Consider the following 21,769-nt stretch of genomic DNA (forward strand, 5'->3'; position numbering starts at 1 on the left):
TTCCCTTCAGCGTCGGACCGCGCGAAGGCGGTTCCGCACGGTCACGGTGGCTTCTTCGAAGTGCTGGGCGAGGGTGGCCAGCGCGGCGTCGACGTCGTCGCCCGCGATCAGCCGCGCCAGTTCCCGGTGTTCGTCGACGAGGTCGAGCCGCGCGGGGTCGGCGTCGGCTTGCAGGTTCAGGCACAGCCGGGTCTCGGCGATCACGGTGCCGAACATGCGGGTCAGCCGGGGGCTGCCGGCCGCCTCGATCACCAGGGAGTGGAACCGCACATCGAGGTCGGCCACCTTCGACCAGTCACCGGTGCGCGTGGCACGGGCGAGTTCGTCCACCGTCTCGCCGAGGGCCGACAGCAGGCCGGGCGGTCTGGGCGAGGTGATGACCCGGCGGAAGGCGGCGGCCTCGAGCGCCTCCCTGGCGTAGTAGATGTCGAGGACGTCGGCCTCGCCGAGCAGCGGCACGAACACCCCGCGATGGGGCTGGCTCAGCAACAGTCCCTCGTGGACGAGGCGGGCGAGGGCCTCGCGCACCGGGCCGCGGCTGACCCCCAGGGATTCGGCGAGTTCGGCCTCGCCCAGCTGGGAGCCGGGCGGGAAGGTGCCGGTGAGCAGCCGGGACCGGATCTGCTCCACGACCTGTGCGGTGAGCGTGGTACGGCGGACCGGGGAAGCCGACGGCACCGCCGGCGGCGTGATGTCACGTGGCATCCGTCCTCCTCTTGCGTTTCAGCTCCATGCCGTGGCCGATCAGGGTGACGCTCAGCGCCGTCACGAAGATCGCGGCGCCGGGCGCGATCACCAGCAGGGGGAGGCGCTCCATGTACGGCTGGGCGTCCAGCAGCATGGCGCCCCAGTCGGAGTCGGGGGGCTGCACGCCCAGCCCCAGGTAGGACAGCCCGCCGACGGTGATGAGCTTGTGGCCGAACCGCAGAAAGCCCAGGGAGAGCACGGGCCGCAGCGCGTTGGGGATGACATGACGGAAGACGATGAAGGCCTTGGAACAGCCGAGCGCCTCGGCGGCCTCGATGTACTCCCGGCTGCTGATCTCCAGGGCGAGGCCCCGCATCAGCCGGGCGAAGGGGGTCCAGCCGACGAGGGTCAGGGCCGCGACGAGCATGCCGTAGCCGGTGCCGAAGGCCGCGATCAGGAACAGGGCGACGATCACGTCGGGAATCGAGATCAGCAGGTCGGTCGTGCGCATGACGACCTCGTCCACCACCCCGCCGCGCCGCGCGCTGAAGGCTCCGATCACCGTGCCGATCACGGCGGAGAGCAGCAGCGTGACCGCCGCGATGGAGACCGAGAAGCGGCCGCCGTACATCAGCCTGCTGAGGATGTCCCGGCCCAACTGGTCGGTGCCGAGCAGATGGTGGGCGTCGGGCCCGGCCAGCCGCCGGCCGAGGTCCTGGTGTGCCGGGTCGTACGGCGCGATCCACGGGGTGAGCAGCAGGACGATCAGCACCAGGGCCAGCGCCACGGCGCCGAGGCGCAGCGTCCAGTGCCGGCCGGTGACCGCGCGCAGACCGGTGACGGTCCGGCGGGCGAGGCGCCGGGGGGTGGTGGCGGGCACCGGATCGTGGGAAAGCGAGCTAGACAGCGCCATCGTGCACCCTCACGGCCGGGTTGATCAGTGCGTACAGAAGGTCGGTCGCGGTGGTGATCAGGACCGCCAGCGCCACGGTGCACAGGATTCCGCCCTGGATCAGCGGGACATCGTGGTTGACCACGGCGTTGTAGACGAGCCGGCCCATTCCGGGGATGGCGAAGATGACCTCCACGACCACCGACCCGCCGAGCAGCCCCGCGAACCACAGGGAGAACAGCGTCATCACGGGCAGCAGGGCATTGCGCAGCCCGTGCCGCAGCAGGGCCTGGCCTCCGCTCAGTCCCCGGCTGCGGGCGGCGGTCATATAGGGCGATGCCAGCACATCGCTCATCGCCGCTCTGGTGACCTGCGTGAAGTAGGCCATGGGCCGCAGCGCGAGGGTGAGGGCGGGCAGGATGATGGACGTCGGGTCGCGCCATCCGGCCGAGGGCAGCCAGCCGAGGTAGCGGGAGAAGACCAGCACCAGGATGGGGGCCAGCCAGTATTCGGGGACGGCGACGAAGCTCTGCGTCACCAGGGTCACTCCGTTGTCGACCCGTTTCCCCGGCCGCATCGCGGCGAGCGTGCCCAGCGGCAGGGCCGCGAGGAAGGCCAGCCCGATGGCGATGACGGCCAGGGTGCCGGACACGCCGATGGCGGTGGACAGCAGTTGGTCGACCGGGGTGCGGCTCGTGAAGGACAGGCCGAAGTCCCCACGTACCGCATGGCCGAGCCAGTTCAGATACTGGACGAGGATCGGCCGGTCGAGCCCGAGCTCGGAGCGCAGGGCCGCGATCGCCGAGGGGTCGAGGGCCTGGTCGGAGACTCTGGACCGCAGGATCGTCCGGACGGGATCGCCGCCCGAGGCGTACGGGATGGCGAAGGTGGCCGCTGATACGGCGAGCAGGGTGATCAGCAGCACCAGAAGCCGCCGCACGGCGAATCTGACCATCGTTCACTCCTCCTTTCCGGGCTCTTCCGGCAGGTGGGCGGTGGGTTACCTGATGATGTCGAGGGCCCGGTAGTAGGCCCCGGCGAACGGCAGGAACCAGGGGGGACCGAAGTGTCCGGGGACCCGCGGGAACTTCATGCCGCGCCAGATGTTCGCCTCGGGCCGGCCGTCCATGACATCGGCCATCTGCCGGCCCATGTGGGTGGCCATCTGGACCCCGTGGCCCGAGTAGCCGAGGGAGTAGTAGAGACCGTCCCGCTCGCCGGAGTGGACCATCTGGTCGAGGCTGATGTCGACGAGACCGCCCCACAGGTAGTCGATGCGCACGCCGTCGAGCTGCGGGAACACCGAGAGCATCCCCTTGCGCAGAATCTGTCCGCTCTTCCGGTCGGACTGGGGATTGGACATGGCGAACCGCGCCCGCCCGCCGAACAGCAGCCGGTTGTCGGGGGTGATGCGGAAGTAGTACAGGATGTTCTTGGAGTCGGAGGCCATCCGGCGGGTGGGCATGAGCTCGTCGACCACCTCCTGCCGAAGCGGTTCGGTGACGATGATGAAGCTGCCGACGGGGATGATCCGGTTGCGCAGCCAGCGGAACGGGGAGCCGGTGTAGCCGCTCGTGGCGACCAGCACCTGATCGGCGCGGAGGGTGCCGATGGGGGTGGTCACATCGTGCGTGGTGCCGCTGACCCGGCGGACCCTGGTGACCGGGGCCTTCTCCAGGATCCGCACCCCCTGGGCGGCGGCGGCCTCGGCCAGACCGCGGACGAACTTGCCCACGTGCAGGCCCGCGCCCTGAGGATCCGCCATCGCGCCGTGGTAGTGGTCGGATCCGATCTCGGACCTGATGTCCTTCCTGGGGACCAGCTGTGTGGGGTAGCCGATCAGGTCGGCGAGTGCCTCATGGGTGCGGGCCAGCCGCTCGTAGTGCGCGGGCTTGGCGGCCAGGTTGAGTTTTCCGGTGCGGGCGAAGTCGCAGTCGATGTCCTCCTCCACCACCAGCTTCTCGACGGTGTCGATGGCCTCGTTGTAGGCCAGGTAGGCGGCCTTGGCGGTGGGGAGGCCGTAGCGCTCCACGGCGGTGAGGAAGCCGATGGCCAGCCCCGTGGTGCACATACCGCCGTTGCGTCCCGACGCTCCCCAGCCCACGCTCTCCTGCTCGAGCACGGTGACCTGGGCGCCCTTGCGGGCCAGATGAAGCGCGGCGGACAGCCCGGTCAGCCCGGCGCCCACGATCGCCACATCGGTGCGGCCACCGATCTCCACCGCGCTGCGGTCGGGGCCGGCCGGGGACGTGTCCAGCCAGTACGGGACGGTCTTCACGGCACTCACAGCCCGAGCAGCGCGGGCAGTTCGGACAGGGCCGACACCTCGTGGTAGCCGTAGTACGGCACGCTGGGCTCATAGCGCCGGTTGACGTACACCTTGTTGGCGATCCGCAGATCGTGGGCCGGGATGAGGTCGTAGCGCAGGCTCGAGGAGACGTGCAGGATCTCATCGGGGGCGCAGCCCAACTGCTCCAGCATGTACTCGAACGCCTGGAAGCGCGGCTTGTACGCACGGGCCTGCTCGGCCGTGTACACGGCGTGGAACGGGGCGCCCAGCTTCTCGACGTTGCCGCCGATCTGGTCGTTCGCGGCGTTGGAGAGGATGACCAGCGGATAGCTCTCGGCGAGGGTGCGCAGCGCGTCCGGCACATCGGGGTGCGGACCCCAGGTGGGCACGGCGGCGACGATGGCCGCGCCGTCCGTGTCGCGGTATTCGATGTTCCACAGGGCGCAGGCCCGCTGAAGCGCGTGCCTGATGACGTCGGGGTAGAGCTGGTAGGCGCCCAGCACCTCGTCGATCCGGAACGCCTCGAAGTCGTCGAGGAAGTCCTCCATCCGCTCGGCCGCGACGCGGTCGGCGAACAGCTCACGGGTGAGGGCGGACATCCCGAAGGCGGTGAGGGTGCCGTAGCAGTCGAACGTGATGTACTTGGGCCGGAAGTCGATCACAGCGTGCTCCTTTGGGTGGTGCGGCGTCACTTGGTGCCGAGGGAGAGGTTCGCGGTGAGGGTGTAGTACGGGTGGACGGCGAAGCCCTTGAGGCCGGAGGCGACGGCGACGGACTCGGTCTCGTGGACGAGGAAGACGTCCACGGCGCGGGACTGGAGCTCCGCGGCGACCTTGGCGTAGTCGGCGTAGCGGGCTTCGGGGTCCTTCGCGGAAGCGGCCTTCTTGATGAGGGCGTCGGTCTTCGGGTCGCAGTAGTGCGAGAGGTTGTAGCTGCCCTTGCAGGTGTAGTCCGCGGTCAGGTAGCCCAGCGGGTCGGGCATGTCGCCGAGGTGGTTGCGGGAGAGCAGGGCGGCCTGGAAGTCGCCGGAGAGCAGGTCGGGTTCCACGGAGGCGTAGTCGGCGGTGCGGATGCTCGCCTTCACGCCGATGGCCTTGAGCTCCTGCTGGATGATGGCGGCGAGATCGGAGAAGCCCGATCCCTCGTTGTAGGCGATCAGGGACACTTTGATCGACTCGGGCTTCACCCCGGCCTCGGAGAGCAGGGCCCTGGCCTTGGCCGGGTCGGCCTTCACCGGGGCGGCCCCGTCGGGTGTCCAGGGTTCTCCGGGGCCGAACGGGCCGACGGCCTGCCGCCCCGCCCCCTGGTAGACGGCGTCGGTGATCGCCTTGGTGTCGATCGCCGCCTGGAACGCCTGCCGCACCTTCTCATTGTCGAAGGGGGCTTTCTTGTTGTTGAGGACGAGTTCCGTGGTTCGGGGAAGCTGTTCGGTCAGCACCTCGACGGAGGAGTTCCCCTTGAGGTCCTGGACGCTCGGGACGGGGAGCTTTCTGGATATCTGGGCTTCCCCGGTCTGGATCTGGGTGGCCCGTTTGGCGCCGTCCGCGATGAACCGTACCTCGGCGGAGGCCAGTTTCACCGGGCCGTTCCAGTACTTCGGATTGCGCTTGAGCTGGATTGCCTGTTGGGGGATTTCCTTGGTGATACGGAACGGGCCGGTGCACGTTCCTTCGGGATCGGTCGACGATCCGGTGTACGCCTTCGGGGCGAGTATTCCGGTGTTGGGGGCGGCGAGCCGGAAGGGCAGCAGGGCGTCGGGGGCGGGGGTGGTGATCCGCACGGTCGAGCCGTCCACCGCCGTGACGCCGGCGATCGTGTCGGGCGAGAAGCCGGGGGCCGGAGTCTTCGCGGCGAGCGCGTGTTTCAGGGCTCCGGCCACCGCCTTGGCGTCGAGAGGGGAGCCGTCCTGGAACGTCACTCCCGAGCGGAGGGTGAAGTCCCAGGTGGTCGGGCGGGTCTGCTTCCACGAGGCGGCGAGCATCGGCTTGATCCCGCCGCCCGTCTGGTACTTCACCAGGGTCTCCAGGCAGCCCGCCTTGCTGAGGACGAAGGAGTCGTCGGTCTCCAGGGCCCAGTTGGCGGCCGGCGCGAACGGTTCGTCGACCACGATGGACCGAGCGCCTTTGGCGTCACTGCCGCTGGAGGTCTGGCCGCCCATTCCGCAGGACGTGAGCGTCAGGGTCGTTGCTGTCAGTACAAGGGCCAAGCGCGGTTTGTTCATGGGTCTCACTGATCCGATCGGGACAACTGAGACTTCCCAGCGTTCGGGGAGTCGGCGCGGCCGAAGATGGCCGGAATCGGGGAGGTGGCGCTTGGTTGACGAAGGTAGGAGGCGATGACGGCGCTGTCGATAGGTTGTCGATGATATTTTGTAAACAACCCATTGCCGTCATGTCACCTGCTCGTCGAAGCCGGAATGGGCGGGCGGCAGCTGAATTCCCGGAAAAGGGCATGCCGAATGGATCCAGGACCCTGACGCCAATGGGGCTGGACGAATGCCCGATGTGGCGGCCCCGGCCGTGTCAGCCGGGGCCTGATGTCATGTCATGTGGTGGGCGAGCGCCAGATGGGGGTCGTCCACGTCCGGTCCGAGAGCCGGGTCGGTGTGCACCAGGGCGGCGGTGAGCCGGGGCACCGCGTGGATCAGCGCATGCTCGACGTCGACCGCCACGCCGTGCGACTCCCGTACGCTCAGACCTCCGTCCACCTCGACCGTGGCCTCGGCGCGCAGCTTGTGCCCGATCCAGCGCATCCTCAGCTCACTCACGCCGCGCACCCCGGGAACCTCGCGCACCGCGGCCTCGCCTTTGTCGACGAGGGCGGGGTCGACGGAGTCCATGAGGCGGCGGAAGACCTCGCGTGCCGCGTCCTTGAGGACGAGCAGGATCGCGGCCGTGATGAGCAGGCCGACGATCGGGTCGGCGAGCTGCCAGCCGAGCGCGGCGCCGCCGGCGCCCAGCAGCACGGCGAGCGAGGTGAAGCCGTCGGTGCGGGCGTGCAGTCCGTCGGCGACCAGGGCGGCCGAGCCGATCTTCCGTCCGACCCTGATCCGGTAGCGGGCCACCCATTCGTTGCCGATGAAGCCGATGACCGCCGCGACCGAGACGATGCCCAGGTGGGAGACGTCGCGCGGGTTCATCAGCCGGTCTATGGCCTCGTAGGCGGCCAGGGCCGCCGAGGCGGCGATGGTGAGGACGATGGCAATTCCGGCCAGGTCCTCGGCGCGCCCGTAGCCGTAGGTGAACTTGCGGTTCGCCGCACGCCGTCCCAGGACGAAGGCCACGCCGAGCGGAAGCGCGGTCATCGCGTCGGCGAAGTTGTGGATGGTGTCACCCAGCAGCGCCACCGAACCGGAGATGAGGACGACCACGGTCTGGAAGATCGCGGTGGCGCCCAGGATCGCCAGGGAGAGCCAGAGGGCGCGCATGCCCTCGGCGGACGACTCCATCGCGGAGTCGACCTTGTCCGCCGCCTCGTGCGAGTGCGGCTTCACGACGTGGGTGACCTGGTGCTTCCAGCGGGACCAGCGGCCCTCGCCGTGGTCGTGGCTGTGGCCATGGTCGTGATCGTGGTCGTGCCCGTGGTCGTGGCTGTGCCCGTGATCGTGGTCATGCCCGTGGTCGTGCCCATGGTCATGAGCCGACGCGTGCGCCTTCGGGTGGGCATCTGCCGGGGCTGGGGGATGAGGGTGTTCGTGGGCCTTCATGCGTGGCTCACCTTCCAGGAATGTTGCCGCGGGGAGAACGGTGCCGGGGCACCCTCCTTTCATTATGTGCATACGCGTGCACCAATGCACTTGTAGGATCGTACGGAAAGATTTGAGTCACTGCCTGAGGGCGGTGAACGGCCTCACCGGGCTCGCGTGGGTTCCGGGTGCGCCGACCTCGGCAAGCCGGAGCCCGTTCCGGAGCGGTGGTCCGGGTCGTGCGACGGCCACAGCCACACCGCCAGCAGCGCCGCGGCGAAGGCGATCGCGCCCAGCGTGATCACCGCCGACTGGAGCCCGGCCGTCGCGCCGAGCCATCCGGCGAGCGGGTAGGTGAGCAGCCAGAAGGAGTGGGAGAGCGAGAACTGCGCGGCGAACACCGACGTGCGCTCCTCGGTCGGTGCCGAGCGGCGGACCAGGCGGCCGGCGGGCGTGAGCACCATCGAGCACGCGGCGCCGAACGCGGCCCACGCGGCGAGCAGCGCCGGCCATCGCCACCCTCCCGAGGAGGCCGCCGTCAGGGCGCCGAGCGCGACGTGGACGGCGGTGAGCAGGAGGGCGCCGCGCAGCATCACGGCCCGGTCCGTGACCCTGTCGAGGAGCCGGGGCAGCAGCAGGGCGACGGCCATCGAGCCCGTGCCGTACGCGCCGAGGGCGAGCGGCACATCGGCGGCGGAGCGGCCGAGATGGTCGCGCACGTACACCACGGTGTTGACGGTGACGGTCGCGCCGGCGGCGGCGACCGCGAGATTGAGGGCGAGCAGGGCGCGCAGCCGCGGAATGGCGAAGAAGAGCCGGGTGCCCGCGGTGGCCTTGGCGTAGGCGGAGCCGGTGCGGGGTGCGGCGACCGGCTTGGGCAGGACGGCGGAGACCACCAGCGCCGCCGAGGCCAGAAAGCCGAGCACGGTGCCGGTGAACAGCCAGTTGTAGCTGATCAGCGTGAGCAGCCCGGCCGCGAGCGCCGGGCTGAACAGGCTTTCCAGGTCGTAGGCGAGCCGCGAGAGGGAGAGCGCGTGGGTGTAGTCGCGCTCGGCGGGCAGGACCTCCGGGATGACGGCCTGGAAGGTGGGGGTGAAGGCGGCCGAGGCGGACTGGAGCGCGAAGACCAGGATGTATACCTGCCAGACGTGATCGACGAAGGGCAGCGTCAGCGCCACCCCGGCCCGGATCAGGTCCGCGCCGACCAGCAGCGCCCGGCGCGGCAGCCGGTCGGCGACGGCGCCGACGACCGGGGCGATCAGCACGTACGCCGCCATCTTGATGCCCAGCGCGGTGCCGAGCACCGAACCGGCGTCCGCCCCCGCGATGTCGTAGGCCAGCAGGCCCAGCGCGACGGTGGCCAGACCCGTTCCGACCAGAGCGATCACCTGAGCCGTGAAGAGAAGGCGATAGGTGCGGTCGCGCAGGACGGAGAGCATGCGGCGGTCCCTTGGTCGGAGGGGTGGGCGGCCGATCACTATACGTACAGATGCGCATCTGCGCACATGTGGAGGTGGGTTTCCGGTCATCGACATCGCCGCGAAGGCGAGCCCTAAGCTGTCCGCATGACGGATCGCGAACCGATGTCAACTGCACCTGATGCGCATCTGCGCCCGCCGGACGGTGCGCGCCTCGCCGAGGCGACCGGGGTGTTCGCGATGCTGGCCGACACGACCCGGCTGCATGTCCTGTGGCTGCTGGCGCAGGACGAGTCGGACGTCGGCTCGCTGGCCGAGCGGTGTGCGGCGTCGCGGACCGCTGTCAGCCAGCACCTGGCCAAGCTGCGGCTCGCGGGGCTCGTCGAGACGCGGCGCGAGGGCCGGCACATCTACTACCGGCTCAGCGACGGCCATCTGCGTCGCCTCGTCCTGGAAGCCCTCAGCCACGCGGACCATCGGGTGAGCGGCCAGGCGCCGCACGACTGAGTCACCGCCCCTCAGGTGAGGCTCGCGGCCTGCTCCTTCGCGGTCAGGGGCGCCTTCTCGCGGCGCGGGAGCAGCAGCGGGGTGGCCAGGAGGAGAATCCCGGCGACCGCGATCGCGGTGCGGGGGCTGGTGAGGGCGGCCAGCAGACCCCACACGGCGGTCAGGGCCGCGATGCTGAGGCTGCTGCTCACCGACCACGCGGACAGGGTGCGGGCGACCCGGTCGGGGGCGGTGTGGTCGAGCCGGTAGGTGGCCAGCACCGGGTTGTACACGGCGCAGCAGGTCACCAGGGCGAACTGGACGGCGATGATGAGTCCCATCCCGGGGACGCCGGGCTGGACGAACACCAGGCCGATGGGCCAGCAGGCGCGCAGCGCACCGGCGGTGAACATCACCTTGTGCCGCCCGAACCGCGGCACGAGCCGGCGCGCGAGGCGCGAGCCGACCAGGCCGCCGACGCAAGGCACCGCGAACACGAGGCCGTACTGCCACGGTGTGAACCCGAGGTCCTCCAGCAGGAGCACGGCGAGCAGCGGCTCCGTCACCATGATCAGGCCGTTGACCACGACCGTGTTGAAGAGCAGCGGGCGCAGCGTGGGGTGGGTGAGGATGTGGCGCCATCCTTCGAACAGATCGCCCGCTCGCAGCCGTGGTGTGCCGGACCGCGCGGGGCGCGGCTCCGTCCCGCCGATGGCGCGGATGCCCAGCGCCGAGAGCAGATAGCTGACCGCATCGGCCGCCACGGTCGTCACCGGTCCGAATATCGCGATCGAGGCCCCGCCGAGCGGTGGTCCGACCGTGGTCGCGCTCCACATCGTGGACTCGAACCGGGCGTTCGCGACGAGCAGGTCCTCCGGCGGGAGCAGCGCCTTCAGAAACGCGCCACTGGCCGCGTTGAAAGCGATGTTGGCCGCGGCGACGACCACGGAGACGACGAGGAGTTGGGTGAAGCTGAGCCGGCCGAGCGCGAACGCGAGGGGGACGCTCATCAGCGCCGTGAACCGGGTCAGGTCCATCGCCACCATGACCGGCCGCTTGCGGCGGAACTCCACCCACGGGCCGAGCGGCACCGCCACCACCGCTCCCACGGCCCGCCCCGCGGCGGACAGCGCCGCCACCTCGGTCGGCCCGGAGTGCAGCACGAGGATCGCGATCAGGGGGAACGCGCCGAACCCGAGCCCCGTGCCGTACGAGCTGACCGCGTATGAGGCCCAGAGCCAGCCGAACCGTCTCCCCAGCCCCCGCTTACCCGCCATACCCGACGCACCTCTCGCCGATCCGAACAGCCACACGCTGACCAACGGCATCAAAGCGAGTAGTGGATGGCGAGATCAAACAACCGTCGCGACGGGTAAGCACAACCATTCGTTGTGCGGACGGGGACACCATCGCCGACGTGCGTGTCAGTTGTAGCCGAAGCCGGGTGGCAGTGGCCGGTTCAGGAAGAGACGCAGGGGGAAGGCCTCGGCGAGCACGCGGTAGCCCTCGGGGTTGAAGTGCAGATGGTCACCCACGTCGAGGTCCGGGCGGAGGCGCCGTGGATCGTCCGTGTCCCGCACCGCCCTGTCCAGGTCCACGACCGCGTCGAAGCGACCGCTGGTGCGTATCCAGTCATTGACCCGCTGCCGTGTCGCTTCGCGGTGGCCCGCCGCGTCGTCGTAGGGGGTGTTGCCGCCGAACGGTGTGATGGTGGCCCCGTAGACGCGGATGCCCCGCGCGTGGGCGCGCATGACGATCTGGTCGTAGGCGGCGATGAGCTGGTCCGCGACGTCCCGCTGTGCGTCGGGGGTGGCAGGGGCGGTCCCGATGTCGTTGACGCCCTCGAAGACGACCAGAGAGGTGACACCGGGCTGCACCAGGACATCACGGTCCAGGCGGGAGAGGCCGCCCGGGCCCAACCCGTCATGGAGCACCCGGTTTCCGCCGGCCGCCTGGTTCAGCACCGCGGTGTCGGCCGTCCTGCGGTCCGTGCGCAGACGTGTCATCAGCCGGTCCGTCCACCGGTCGTTGTGGTTGGTGGTGGAGCCCCGCCCGTCGGTGAGCGAGTCCCCCAGCACGGCGGTGGCCCGGGTCCGCGCCGGCGACCACACCTCGACGGCGTTCAGGAAGTACCAGTGGTCGACCGGGGTCGCTCCCGCCAGGTCCGTGGCCTCGACATGGTCGCCGCGCAGCAGGTACGAGGTGGTGCGCGAGCCGGGGTGGGACGTGATGTCGGTCGACTGCTGGCCCGTGGCCAGATAGGCGGTCACGGTGAGGTTCGAGCCCGCCGGCAGCGTGAAGTCCAGGGGGTCGGAGACCACGTGCGCGCCGGTCGGCACGGTCGTCGAGGCCCGGCCGTGGAAGGTGACCGGCCGGGACGTGCCCGGTCTGATCGCGCTCACACCGGCCCGGCCGTCCACGGGCATGGCCACGGAGACCCTGGTGATGGGCAGCGGCGCACCGCCGAATGCATTGGAGAAGCGCAGCCGCAGATGGCTGCCGCCCACCGACACATGCACGGTCTGCCGGAGTGTGCTGTCGGCGAGGACCGTGCCGTCCTGGGTGTAGGGCGCGGGCGGCATGTTTCCCGGCTCGGTCAGCTGGGGCATGGCGGTCCAGGTGCCAACCCAGTGGGTGCCCGCGGGCGGTGCGCCCGGGCCTGCCTCGGCCGGTTCGGTGCGCGCCTCGCTCCTCTCGGCCCCCTGGGCGCCGGACACCAGCATCACCACGGGCACAACCGCGGCGAGTGCGGCCGCCGTCAGCAGACTCAGTCTTCGGGTGTTCTTTCGCACGGATCATCTCTTTCCGGGCAGGGGGCAGGATGCGTGCCGGACCGTCGTCGGTGTCGACGCACCCCACCCTTCCCACCGACGGTCCGCGGTACGCCGCGTTGGGGGGCGGGGGTACTTCGCCGCGTTGGGATACTCAGAACATCTGGATTCCCCGGATATCCTGGCGCGGGCACGGAAGGGAGTCGTGATGGTTCGCCTGACTCGGGCGCAGCAGCAGGAACACACGCGTGCGGCGGTGCTGGCCGCGGCGCGGGAGGAGTTCGCCGACCGCGGATACGCCGAGGCGAAGGTCGACCGGATCGCCGAGCGAGCCGAACTGACCCGTGGCGCGGTGTACTCGAACTTCCCGAGCAAGCGGGCCCTGTATCTCGCGGTGCTGGTCGACATGGCGGGCGCGGCCGCCACCGAGGAGGTCCCGCGGAAGTCGCCGGCGTCGGTGGCCGATGCCCTGGGGGCGTTCGCCCGGGTCTGGCTCGAACGGCTGCCGCTGGTCGGCGAGGGGTCGGCGGGCGGCCATCTGCGCCTGCGCTCGCTGTCCGGCGTGCTCGACGACGACCGGGCCCGGGCCGGGCTGGCCCAGGTCGTCCGGCTGGAGGCCCTGCTGCTCGCGCTGGCGATCGAAACACACCATCCCCGGGACACGGCGCGGGTGCGGCGGGTGCGGCTGGCCGAGTTGGCGCTGACGCTGTTGAACGGCTCGGCGGGCCTGGCGGAGACGGCGCCGGGATTCGGCGACCCCTTCGACGTGGCGCGCGCGTGTGAGCATCTGGCCGGGATCGACCTCGCCGATGTGTGGGACCCGCCGCACCTGCCCTATGTACCCCCGGCGCACCCCTGCGACGAGGCCTGGATCCCGCCGGCCGAGGTGTCCGACGAGATCACCGGCCGCCGCGTCGCCCTCGACGCCGATGGCGTGATCGCGGTCCTGGGGACCGGCCGGCTGGCCGCGGCCGAGGAGGCCGTCCGCGGCGCACCCCCCGGAGAGCAGGTGACCGTGGCCGTCGTGACGAGCGATCCGGCCGAGATCGGGCGGCTCGTCCGGCTCCGGGTCGGCGACCTCGGCGGCTGTCTGCGGCGCGTGTTCGCCCCCGACGCGTGGCCGGGCCTTCGTCTGGTTCTCGACGACCGCGCCCTGACCGCCTCGGCGCTCGGCCTCACGGATGCCGACGACGCGACCGAGGCCGCGGTGCGCGTCCGGGACGGCAGGATCGTCGCCCGGGCCGAGGGCCGGGGCGCGGTCCACGCCGCGGCGACCGCCGACGCCCCGAAGGCCCCGCGATCCCGCCGCAGCGGAGCGTAACCCCGCCCGATTCGACCCACCGTCATGGCCGTGGGCTCAGCCGGTGTCCGCCACCCCGTCACGCCGTGCCCGGGCTCGCAGGGCCAGGGCGATGAGGGCGGCGTCCTCGGGGCGGCGTACGTCGCGACCGGTGAGTTCGCAGAAGCGGTTGAAGCGGTGCTGAACGGTGTTGCGGTGGCAGTACACGGCCGCGGCCGTGTCGGCTATCGCACCGTTCCCGGTGAGATGGACATGCACGGTGCGCAGCAGCCGTTCCTTCTCGGCGTCGCTGACGTCAGGCCGGTCGAGTCCGCCGAGCACATCGTCGACGAGGTCGTGCGCGAGCTCCGAGGTGTGGTGGACCAGGACGTCCAGCCAGCTCTCCCGCAGCCACCGCGGCCCGCGGGCGTCCGCGGGCAGACTGCGCGCCGTGGTGATGGCCAGCCGGACCGCTCGCGGTACGTCGGCCAGGCGGCCGGCGGTGGATGACACCCCGCAGGGCGTGTCCCCCAGGTGTCCCAGCACGGTGCGGGCGGTGGTGCGCGGCCCGAGCTGGGCGGTGAGGACCACGGCCGAATCGAGGGCCTGCTGCTGGACCGGCACCCCCGCGGTGCGCAGCTCCGTGGCGGCCTGGCGCAGCGCGGCGCCGTGTTGCGCGGCAGTGGCGGCGCACAGGTACTCCCCGCTGATCTGGAAGCCGAGGGCCAGCGCGGTGTCACCCACCACGGTCGGATTGCGGCCGTCGCAGTCCATCAGGCGGGCGAACCACATCTGACGTTCGTCGTCGGCGAGGCGCCCCATCTCCAGCACGGTGCGCTGGTAGGCGGTCATGATGCCGGTGACATGGCGCTCGACGGCCTCCCAGACGTAGTACGCGGAGGCCACCAGGTGCGTCATGTTCCGGTTCTCGGCCCGCCGCACCAGGGCCGTCCACACCACCCGGAAGTCCAGCCGGGCCGCGTCCAGCAGGGCCTCCAGCGGGACCCCCTGCCGTGCGCGCCGCGTCCCGACCCGCTCGGACACCTTGGCCATGTGGTCGGGCACGGGCAACTGGGCGACGGTGCGCAGCAGCATCTCCAGGGCGTGTCGCGCGGAGTCCCGGAAGTCGGCGTCCGGCACGCGGTCGGCGTAGGTCCTGCGGATGGGGCCCACCACGTCGATCCACAGATCGATCAGCCCGTCGAGGTCGGCCAGGCACTCCCGGGCGAGCTCGGCGATGCGTGGGTCGGGGGGAGGGAAGGCGACGGCCGCATTGTGCATGTGCACGATTCTGGGCGGCGTATCGGATGCATTTCAACCTTGGCTGGATTCCATCGTCCCGGGATTCTGATGTGACCCACCCCGGGCGTCACGCGCCGGGGTCTACCGTCCAGGAGGTCACCGCAGTGCATCTGACCCCTCGCGAAGTGGAGCGTGTCCAGCTCTTCACCGTCGCCGAGATGGCCCGCCGCCGCCGTGCGCGCGGCCGGCGGCTGAACGCCCCGGAGGCCATCGCCCTCATCTGCGACGAGATGCTGGAGGCGGCCTGGGACGGGGCGAGCCTGGACGAGGTGATCGAGGTCGGGCGGTCGTTGCTGACCGTGGACGACGTGCTGGAGGGCGTGCCCGCGCTCGTGGGTACGGTCCAGGTCGAGGCGCTGTTCCCGAGCGGAACGGCCCTGGTCGCGGTGGAGAACCCGATCGCGGGCGGTGGCGAGGGCCACGCTCCCGGCGCGGTCCGCCCGGCCGGGGAGCCGGTGGTGATCAACGCGGGGCGGCCCCGGCTGCGGCTGACGATCCGTAACAACGGCGACCGCACCGTCTATCTCTCCTCGCACTATCCGCTCGCCGAGGCCAACCCCGCCCTCGGACTGGACCGCGCGGCCGCCGCCGGGATGCGGCTGGACATCGCGGCGGGGACGGCCCTGGCCTTCGAGCCGGGGACCGCCCGCGAGGTGGACCTGGTGGCCGCCCGCCACGACGGCGCGGCCGCCCACCACGACGCGGACGAACAGGAGGAGTCGGCGTGACACGGCTCGACCGGCGCACCTACAACGCCCTCTACGGCCCCACCACCGGTGACCGTGTCCGCCTGGGCGACACCTGTCTGTGGATCGAGGTGGAGACCGACGACGGCACCCCCGGCGACGAACTGCTCGGCGGCTGCGGCAAGACCGTCCGCGACGGACTGCTGGCCTCCCCGCGCTCCGACCGGGACTCGGCCCTGGACCTGGTGGTCTCCAGCGTGGTGCTGCTCGACCCCGTCCTCGGTGTCCGCAAGACCGACATCGGGGTCAAGGACGGGCGGATCGTCGCGGTCGGCGGGGTCGGCAACCCCGATCTGAGGCCCGTGGACTTCGCCATCGACTCGCACACCGCGGTGGTCACGGGGGAGGGGCTGATCGCCACCCCCGGCATCGTGGACAGCCATGTGCATCTGTCCTCCCCACAGGTGGCCCCCGCCGCGCTCGCCTCCGGCGTCACCACGGTCGTGGGCATGGGGCTCGGCGGGGTCTGGGATATCGGCTGCAACCCGGCCCACAATCTGCACACCCTCATGAGCTCCTGGCGCGGCACCCCGCTCAACGTCGCCTTCCTCGGCCGCGGTTCCTCCAGTTCCCGCGCCCTGCTGGACGAGTCGGTGCTCGCCGGGGCCGGCGGCTTCAAGATCCATGAGGACTTCGGCGCCACCCCGCGCATCATCGATACCTGCCTGACCACGGCCGAACACGCCGACCTGCCCGTCGCGCTGCACACCGACTCGATGAACGAATCCGGCTATCTGCGCGACACCGTGAGCGCGACGCGCGGCCGTACCGTGCACGCGTACCACGTCGAGGGCGGCGGCGGACACCCCGATCTGCTGGAGATCCTCTCCGAGCCGAACATCCTGCCCTCCTCGACCACCCCCACCATCCCGTACACGGCGAACACCGTCGGCGAGCTGTTCCCGATGACGATGACCGTGCACCGGCAGAACCATCACGTCGACACCGACGTCGAGATCTCCCGCGGCCGCATCCGCGGCCACGCCATCGCCGCCGAGAACGCGCTGCACGACCTCGGCGCCATCAGCATCGTCAACTCCGACTCGATGGGCATGGGCCGCATCGCCGAGACCGTACGGCGCACCTGGCAGCTCGCCCATGTCCAGGCGCTGCGCGCGGGCGAGGGCGGAGTGGAGCGGCCCGCCAACGAGCGGGTGCTGCGCTATCTCGCCAAAATCACCCTCAACCCGGCCATTGCCCACGGCCTCGCCCACGAGGTCGGCACCCTCCGGCCCGGACGCCTCGCCGACCTCGTGCTGTGGCATCCGGCCTGGTTCGGCACCAAGCCCGAACTCGTCCTCAAGGGCGGCTTCGTGGCCTGGGGCAACAGCGGCTCCGGCTCGGGGTCGACGCGGCTGACCCAGCCCCGCGCCTACGGCCCGTACTTCGGCGGCCTCGGCGACGCACCGTCCCGGCTGTCGCGGATCTTCGTCGCCCAGGCGGCGCTCGATGACACCCGGGCCCGCGCCGCCCTCCCCGGCGGGCTGCGCTACGCGGCGGTGCGCGGCGCCCGCGGGCTGACCCGCGCCGACATGCTCCACAACACCGCGACCCCGCGGGTGGAGGTGCCCCGTGAGCCCGCGCCCGTCCTCGTGGACGGTGTGCCCACCATCACCGACCCCGCTGTCGAACTGCCGCTCGCCCAGCTCCACCACCTGGCCTGACCGACGGCGCTCCGCATCATCCTCATCCCCAGCCCCCGCCCGGGCCGCAGCCTGCCCGCGCGGCGCGGCCCCTCCGTCCCCATGGAGACCCCGTGAGCACCACGACGACGCAACCACCCGGCCCGAGCGCCAGAGACATCAAGCGGCTGTTGTCCGCCGCGTTCATCGGCACCGCCCTGGAGTGGTACGACTACTTCCTCTACGGCACCGCCGCCGCCCTCGTCTTCAACAAGCTCTTCTTCCCCTCCCTCGACCCGACGACCGCCACCATCGCCTCGTTCGTCACCTTCGCCGTCGGATTCCTCGCCCGGCCGATCGGCGCCGCCATCTTCGGACACATCGGCGACCGCTACGGACGCAAGGCGGCGCTCATCATCACCGTCGTCCTGATGGGCGCCTCCACCGGCTGCATCGGACTGCTCCCGGACTATGACGCGATCGGTGTCTGGGCACCCGCCCTGCTCGCCACCCTCCGCTTTCTCCAGGGCATCTCGGTCGGCGGCGAGTGGAGCGGCGCCATGCTGCTCACCCTGGAACACACCCCGAAGGAGAAGCACGGCAGCTACTCCTCCGTCCCCCAACTCGGCTCGCCCGTCGGCACGTTGCTCTCCAGCGGCGCCTTCGCCCTGGTGGGGATGTTGCCCGACGACGCCTTCTACTCGTGGGGCTGGCGCATCCCCTTCCTCGCCGCCTTCGCCCTGCTCGGCTTCGCCCTCTATCTGCGGCTGCGCATCGAGGAGTCCCCGGTCTTCCGCGCCATGCACGCCGACGCCGAGCGCGACGGGCCGCCGTCCGCCCCGCTGATCGAGGCGTTCCGCACGACCTGGGGGCGCATGCTCATCGGAGTGGCCGCGGCCTTCCTCGGCATCGGCGGCTTCTTCCTGCTGACCACATACGTCATCTCCTACGGCACCGAGCGACTCGGCATCGGCAAGTCCGTGATGATCAACGCCACCCTGCTCGCGGCCGTCGCCGAGATCGCCGTCATCGTGATCGCCGGGCGGCTCGCCGACCGGGTGGGCGCCTGGAAGGTGTGCGCCGTCGGCGGCGTCGTCTCCGTGCTGGCGGCCTTCCCCGCCTTCTGGCTCATCGACACCCGGCAGACCGAGTCCGTGCTGCTCGGTGTCTCCCTCGGCGTGGCCGCCATCTCCATCCCGTACGCGGCCATCGGCGCCGTCGTCACCGGGATGTTCCCCGACACCGTGCGCTACAGCGCGGTCGCCATGTCGTACAACCTCGCCGGTGTGCTGGGTGGCCTGGTGCCCCTGGTCGCCGCATGGCTGACCGGCCTCGCCGACGGCGCCTCCTGGGGCGTGGCGCTGCTCCTGATCCTCATCGCGGCCTGCACGGCGACCGGCTCCTACCTCGCCGGACCGCCGCTCCAGCGCCGCCTCGGCTCCTCCTCACCGGAACACCCCGCAACCGTGAAGGCCACCGCATGACACCGCAGTACCCCGCCCGCACCGGCGGGCAGGTCCTGATCGACCAGCTCATCCGGCACGGTGTGGACACCGTGTACGGCGTCCCCGGCGAGAGCTATCTCGCCGCGCTCGACGCTCTCCACGACGCGTCCGTCCGGATGGTCGTCTGCCGCCACGAGGGCGGCGCGGCCTATATGGCCGAGGCGCACGGGAAGCTCACCGGCCGCCCCGGGGTGTGCTTCACCACCCGTGGCCCCGGCGCCACCAACGCCCTGGTCGCCCTGCACACCGCCGAGCAGGACGCCACCCCGCTCGTGCTCTTCGTCGGGCTGGTGCCGCGCGGCCACACCGACCGCCGCTCCTTCCAGGAGCTCGATCTGCGCGCCACCTTCGGCGCCTGCGCCAAGCGCGTCGAGACCATCGACGACGCCGCCCGGATCCCCGAGTACATCGCCCGCGCCTTCGCTACCGCCACCGGCGGACGGCCCGGCCCGGTCGTCCTCGGACTGCCCGAGGACATGCTGACCGATACGGTACGGGTGTCCGACGCGGCCCCGGTGCCCGAGCCCGAAGGCGCCGTCTCGACCTCCCAACTGGACGCGCTCGCCGAGCTGTTGGACGCAGCCGAGCGCCCGCTCCTGGTGCTCGGCGGCAGCCGCTGGACCCCCGGGGCCCGGGCGGACCTCCGGGACTGGGCCGAAGCGTGGTCGCTGCCGGTCGCGGTCGACTTCCGCTGCCAGGACCTCCTCGACAACGACAGCGAGGTCTACGCCGGAGCCCTCGGCTACGGCAGATCCGACGCGCTGGCCACCCGGCTCCGCGACGCCGACCTGCTGATCTGCGTCGGCGCCGCCCCCGGTGACGTCACCACGGACGGCTTCACCCTGCTGACCGCCGACGGGACGGAACCGCGCGTCGTGCTCGCCCTCCCCGAGGCCGGGGCCCCCGGGCTGCTCCGCGCCCCCGACCTCACCCTGCTCGCCGCGCCGCAGGCCTTCGGGCTGGCCGTACGGAACCTGCGCCCCGCCGCGCCCGTGGCGTGGGCCGCGCGGACCAAGGAGGACCGTGCCGCGCATCTCGCCCACCGCGCACCGGTCCACGACGACGACCGGCTGGATCTCGGCGCCGTCTTCGCCGAGCTGGACTTCCGCCTGCCGCACGACACCATCGTCACCTTCGGCGCCGGAAACCACGCCCTGTGGGCCCAGCGCTTCCTCACCTACCGCGACGGCGCCCGCCAGCTCGCCCCGCGCAACGGCTCCATGGGATACGGCATCCCCGCCGCGGTGGCGGCGGCCATCGCCCACCCCGGCCGCCAGGTGGTCTCCGTCGCCGGCGACGGCTGCTTCCTGATGAACGGCCAGGAACTCGCCACGGCGGTGGCGGAAGGCGCCGCCCCGCTCGTGCTCGTCGTCGCCAACGGCACGTACGGCACCATCCGGCAGCACCAGGAGCAGCACTACCCCGGCCGGGTCAGCGGCACCGGGCTGGTCAACCCCGACTTCGCGGCGTACGCCCGCGCCTTCGGCGCCCATGGCGAAACCGTCGCCGCCACCGAGGAGTTCGCCCCCGCCCTCGACCGCGCGCTCGCCAGCGGCACCGCCGCCCTGATCGAGCTCAGGACCGAGGGCCGGCTGGCCCCCGGCGAAACCGTCGCCCGCCCCGGCAAGGAGCACCAGGATGGCTGATCTGACCCTGCACAACATCGTCGACGGCGAAACCGTCGCCGTGACCGGGCGCATGACCCTCACCGACCCCGCGACCTGCGAGGTCTACGGCACCGCGCCCCGGTCGACCGCCGCCGACGTCGACACCGCGGTCGCCGCCGCCCGCCGCGCCTTCACCACCTGGCGCCGCACCACTCCGGCCGAGCGCCAGGCCGCCCTGCTGCGCCTGGCCGACCTGTTCGCCGAGAACGCCGACCGCCTGCTGGACGCGGAGGTGCGGAGCACCGGCAAACCACGGGAGACCACCCGCGCGGCGGAGGTCGACCGGTGCGTGGACCAGCTGCGCTTCTTCGCCGGGGCCGCCCGGGTCCTGGAAGGGCTGGCCGCGGGGGAGTACGCCGAGGGGCACACCTCCTACCTCCGGCGGGAGCCGGTCGGTGTCATCGGCCAGGTGACCCCGTGGAACTACCCGCTGATGATGGCGGTGTGGAAGCTCGGCCCGGCCCTGGCGGCCGGGAACACGGTCGTCCTGAAACCCTCCGACACCACACCGTGGTCCACCGTGCTCCTCGGCGAGCTGGCCGCCCGCGTCTTCCCGCCCGGCGTCGTCAACATCGTCTGCGGCGACCGGGACACCGGCCGGGCCCTGGTCTCACACCCGGATGTCGACATGGTGGCCATCACGGGCAGCACCCGGGCCGGAGCCGAGGTCATGAGCGCCGCCGCGGCCGATCTGAAGAACGTCCACCTGGAACTCGGCGGCAAGGCCCCCGCGATCGTCTTCGCCGACGTCGACCCGGTGCGCACCGCCCGTGCCCTGGCCGACGCCGCGTTCTTCAACGCGGGCCAGGACTGTACGGCTGTCACCCGGGTGCTCGTCCAGCGCGAGGCCCATGACGCGCTCCTCGCGGCCCTCGTCGCGGCGGCCCGCGACACCCGCACCGGGCCGCCGTCGGAGGAGGCGTTCTACGGCCCGCTGAACAACGCGGACCAGGCCGAACGGGTGGCGTCGGTCGTCGCCGGGCTGCCCGCCCACGCCGTGGTGGAGACCGGCGGCACCCGGCTCGACCGCCCCGGCCACTTCTTCGCCCCGACCGTGGTCTCCGGCGTACGGCAGGATGACGCCGTGGTCCAGCGGGAGACTTTCGGCCCGGTCGTCACCGTCCAGCCCTTCGACACCGAGGAGGAGGCCCTGGCGCTGGCCAACGGCGTCGACTACGGACTGGCGTCCAGCGTCTGGACCACCGACCTGGGCCGCGCGACCCGGATCGGGGCGGAACTGGACTTCGGCTGCGTCTGGCTCAACTGCCACCAGGTGATCGTGGCCGAGCTGCCCCACGGCGGCTACAAGCAGTCCGGCGCCGGGCGTGACCTCAGCCGCTACGGATTCGATGACTACACGCGGGTCAAGCACGTGATGATCTCCCACGCCGCGCCCTGAGCCACCGCCCGCCCGTACCG

General features: G+C 71.4%; 18 protein-coding genes. 7 read left to right on the forward strand and 11 right to left on the reverse strand.

Going from position 1 to position 21,769, the window contains the following annotated elements; all coding sequences use genetic code 11:
* Positions 1-6: 6 nt before the first annotated feature.
* The 8 genes from ACZ4WQ_RS07795 to ACZ4WQ_RS07830 form a co-directional block, all read right to left on the reverse strand.
* Positions 7-705, reverse strand: a complete 699-nt coding sequence (locus tag ACZ4WQ_RS07795; protein WP_311722015.1) for a GntR family transcriptional regulator — start codon at positions 703-705, stop codon at positions 7-9.
* Positions 695-1,600 carry an ABC transporter permease gene (locus ACZ4WQ_RS07800; RefSeq protein ID WP_398374125.1) on the reverse strand — a complete coding sequence of 302 codons (906 nt, stop codon included), beginning with the start codon at positions 1,598-1,600 and terminating at the stop codon, positions 695-697. Before ACZ4WQ_RS07800 ends, ACZ4WQ_RS07795 begins: the two co-directional genes overlap by 11 nt.
* The gene (locus ACZ4WQ_RS07805; RefSeq protein WP_311722017.1) at positions 1,587-2,534 is read right to left on the reverse strand and encodes an ABC transporter permease; all 948 of its coding nucleotides are present in this window, start codon (positions 2,532-2,534) and stop codon (positions 1,587-1,589) included. The genes ACZ4WQ_RS07800 and ACZ4WQ_RS07805 overlap by 14 nt, the downstream gene beginning before the upstream one ends.
* 45 nt (positions 2,535-2,579) lie before the next feature.
* On the reverse strand, positions 2,580-3,857 hold the full coding sequence (locus ACZ4WQ_RS07810; RefSeq protein WP_468022177.1) for an NAD(P)/FAD-dependent oxidoreductase: 1,278 nt from the start codon (positions 3,855-3,857) through the stop codon (positions 2,580-2,582).
* 5 nt (positions 3,858-3,862) lie between these two features.
* A complete protein-coding gene (locus ACZ4WQ_RS07815; RefSeq protein ID WP_311722020.1) occupies positions 3,863-4,531 on the reverse strand; it encodes a haloacid dehalogenase type II in 669 nt (222 codons plus the stop codon).
* A 26-nt stretch (positions 4,532-4,557) separates the two neighbouring features.
* The gene (locus tag ACZ4WQ_RS07820) at positions 4,558-5,976 is read right to left on the reverse strand and encodes an ABC transporter substrate-binding protein (RefSeq protein WP_311722021.1); all 1,419 of its coding nucleotides are present in this window, start codon (positions 5,974-5,976) and stop codon (positions 4,558-4,560) included.
* A gap of 432 nt (positions 5,977-6,408) precedes the next feature.
* Positions 6,409-7,575, reverse strand: coding sequence for a cation diffusion facilitator family transporter (locus ACZ4WQ_RS07825; RefSeq protein WP_358845095.1), 1,167 nt, complete (start codon positions 7,573-7,575; stop codon positions 6,409-6,411).
* 143 nt (positions 7,576-7,718) lie between these two features.
* Positions 7,719-8,993 (reverse strand): MFS transporter, encoded by a 1,275-nt coding sequence (locus ACZ4WQ_RS07830; protein WP_398374127.1) that lies wholly within the window; start codon positions 8,991-8,993, stop codon positions 7,719-7,721.
* A 144-nt stretch (positions 8,994-9,137) separates the two neighbouring features.
* Here ACZ4WQ_RS07830 and ACZ4WQ_RS07835 point away from each other — a divergent pair, with 144 nt between their 5' ends.
* Positions 9,138-9,479: an ArsR/SmtB family transcription factor gene (locus ACZ4WQ_RS07835; RefSeq protein WP_385340124.1), complete on the forward strand. Its 342-nt coding sequence runs from the start codon at positions 9,138-9,140 to the stop codon at positions 9,477-9,479.
* A gap of 11 nt (positions 9,480-9,490) precedes the next feature.
* Here ACZ4WQ_RS07835 and ACZ4WQ_RS07840 read toward each other — a convergent pair whose 3' ends face one another.
* Both ACZ4WQ_RS07840 and ACZ4WQ_RS07845 read right to left on the reverse strand, forming a co-directional pair.
* The gene (locus ACZ4WQ_RS07840) at positions 9,491-10,735 is read right to left on the reverse strand and encodes an MFS transporter (RefSeq protein WP_311722026.1); all 1,245 of its coding nucleotides are present in this window, start codon (positions 10,733-10,735) and stop codon (positions 9,491-9,493) included.
* Between the two features lie 147 nt (positions 10,736-10,882).
* Positions 10,883-12,181 (reverse strand): SGNH/GDSL hydrolase family protein, encoded by a 1,299-nt coding sequence (locus ACZ4WQ_RS07845; protein ID WP_398374437.1) that lies wholly within the window; start codon positions 12,179-12,181, stop codon positions 10,883-10,885.
* Positions 12,182-12,437: 256 nt separating this feature from the next.
* Between ACZ4WQ_RS07845 and ACZ4WQ_RS07850 the strand changes: the two genes are divergently transcribed.
* Positions 12,438-13,550, forward strand: a complete 1,113-nt coding sequence (locus ACZ4WQ_RS07850) for a TetR/AcrR family transcriptional regulator (RefSeq protein ID WP_311722028.1) — start codon at positions 12,438-12,440, stop codon at positions 13,548-13,550.
* A gap of 36 nt (positions 13,551-13,586) precedes the next feature.
* On the opposite strand, the gene ACZ4WQ_RS07855 is transcribed toward ACZ4WQ_RS07850, so the two are convergent.
* The gene (locus ACZ4WQ_RS07855) at positions 13,587-14,789 is read right to left on the reverse strand and encodes a helix-turn-helix domain-containing protein (protein WP_311722029.1); all 1,203 of its coding nucleotides are present in this window, start codon (positions 14,787-14,789) and stop codon (positions 13,587-13,589) included.
* A gap of 125 nt (positions 14,790-14,914) precedes the next feature.
* Here ACZ4WQ_RS07855 and ureA point away from each other — a divergent pair, with 125 nt between their 5' ends.
* The 5 genes from ureA (at position 14,915) to ACZ4WQ_RS07880 (ending at position 21,749) form a co-directional block, all read left to right on the forward strand.
* The gene (gene ureA / locus ACZ4WQ_RS07860; protein ID WP_311722030.1) at positions 14,915-15,538 is read left to right on the forward strand and encodes an urease subunit gamma; all 624 of its coding nucleotides are present in this window, start codon (positions 14,915-14,917) and stop codon (positions 15,536-15,538) included.
* Complete coding sequence (locus tag ACZ4WQ_RS07865) at positions 15,535-17,220, forward strand: urease subunit alpha (protein WP_385340115.1); 1,686 nt, start codon at positions 15,535-15,537, stop codon at positions 17,218-17,220. The genes ureA and ACZ4WQ_RS07865 overlap by 4 nt, the downstream gene beginning before the upstream one ends.
* Before the next feature lie 92 nt (positions 17,221-17,312).
* Positions 17,313-18,662: an MFS transporter gene (locus tag ACZ4WQ_RS07870; RefSeq protein WP_311722032.1), complete on the forward strand. Its 1,350-nt coding sequence runs from the start codon at positions 17,313-17,315 to the stop codon at positions 18,660-18,662.
* Positions 18,659-20,329 (forward strand): thiamine pyrophosphate-dependent enzyme, encoded by a 1,671-nt coding sequence (locus ACZ4WQ_RS07875; protein WP_311722033.1) that lies wholly within the window; start codon positions 18,659-18,661, stop codon positions 20,327-20,329. The genes ACZ4WQ_RS07870 and ACZ4WQ_RS07875 overlap by 4 nt, the downstream gene beginning before the upstream one ends.
* Positions 20,322-21,749, forward strand: a complete 1,428-nt coding sequence (locus tag ACZ4WQ_RS07880; protein WP_398374128.1) for an aminobutyraldehyde dehydrogenase — start codon at positions 20,322-20,324, stop codon at positions 21,747-21,749. Before ACZ4WQ_RS07875 ends, ACZ4WQ_RS07880 begins: the two co-directional genes overlap by 8 nt.
* Positions 21,750-21,769 lie beyond the last annotated feature (20 nt).

It is taken from the genome of Streptomyces sp. NPDC028305 (genome assembly GCF_055569495.1).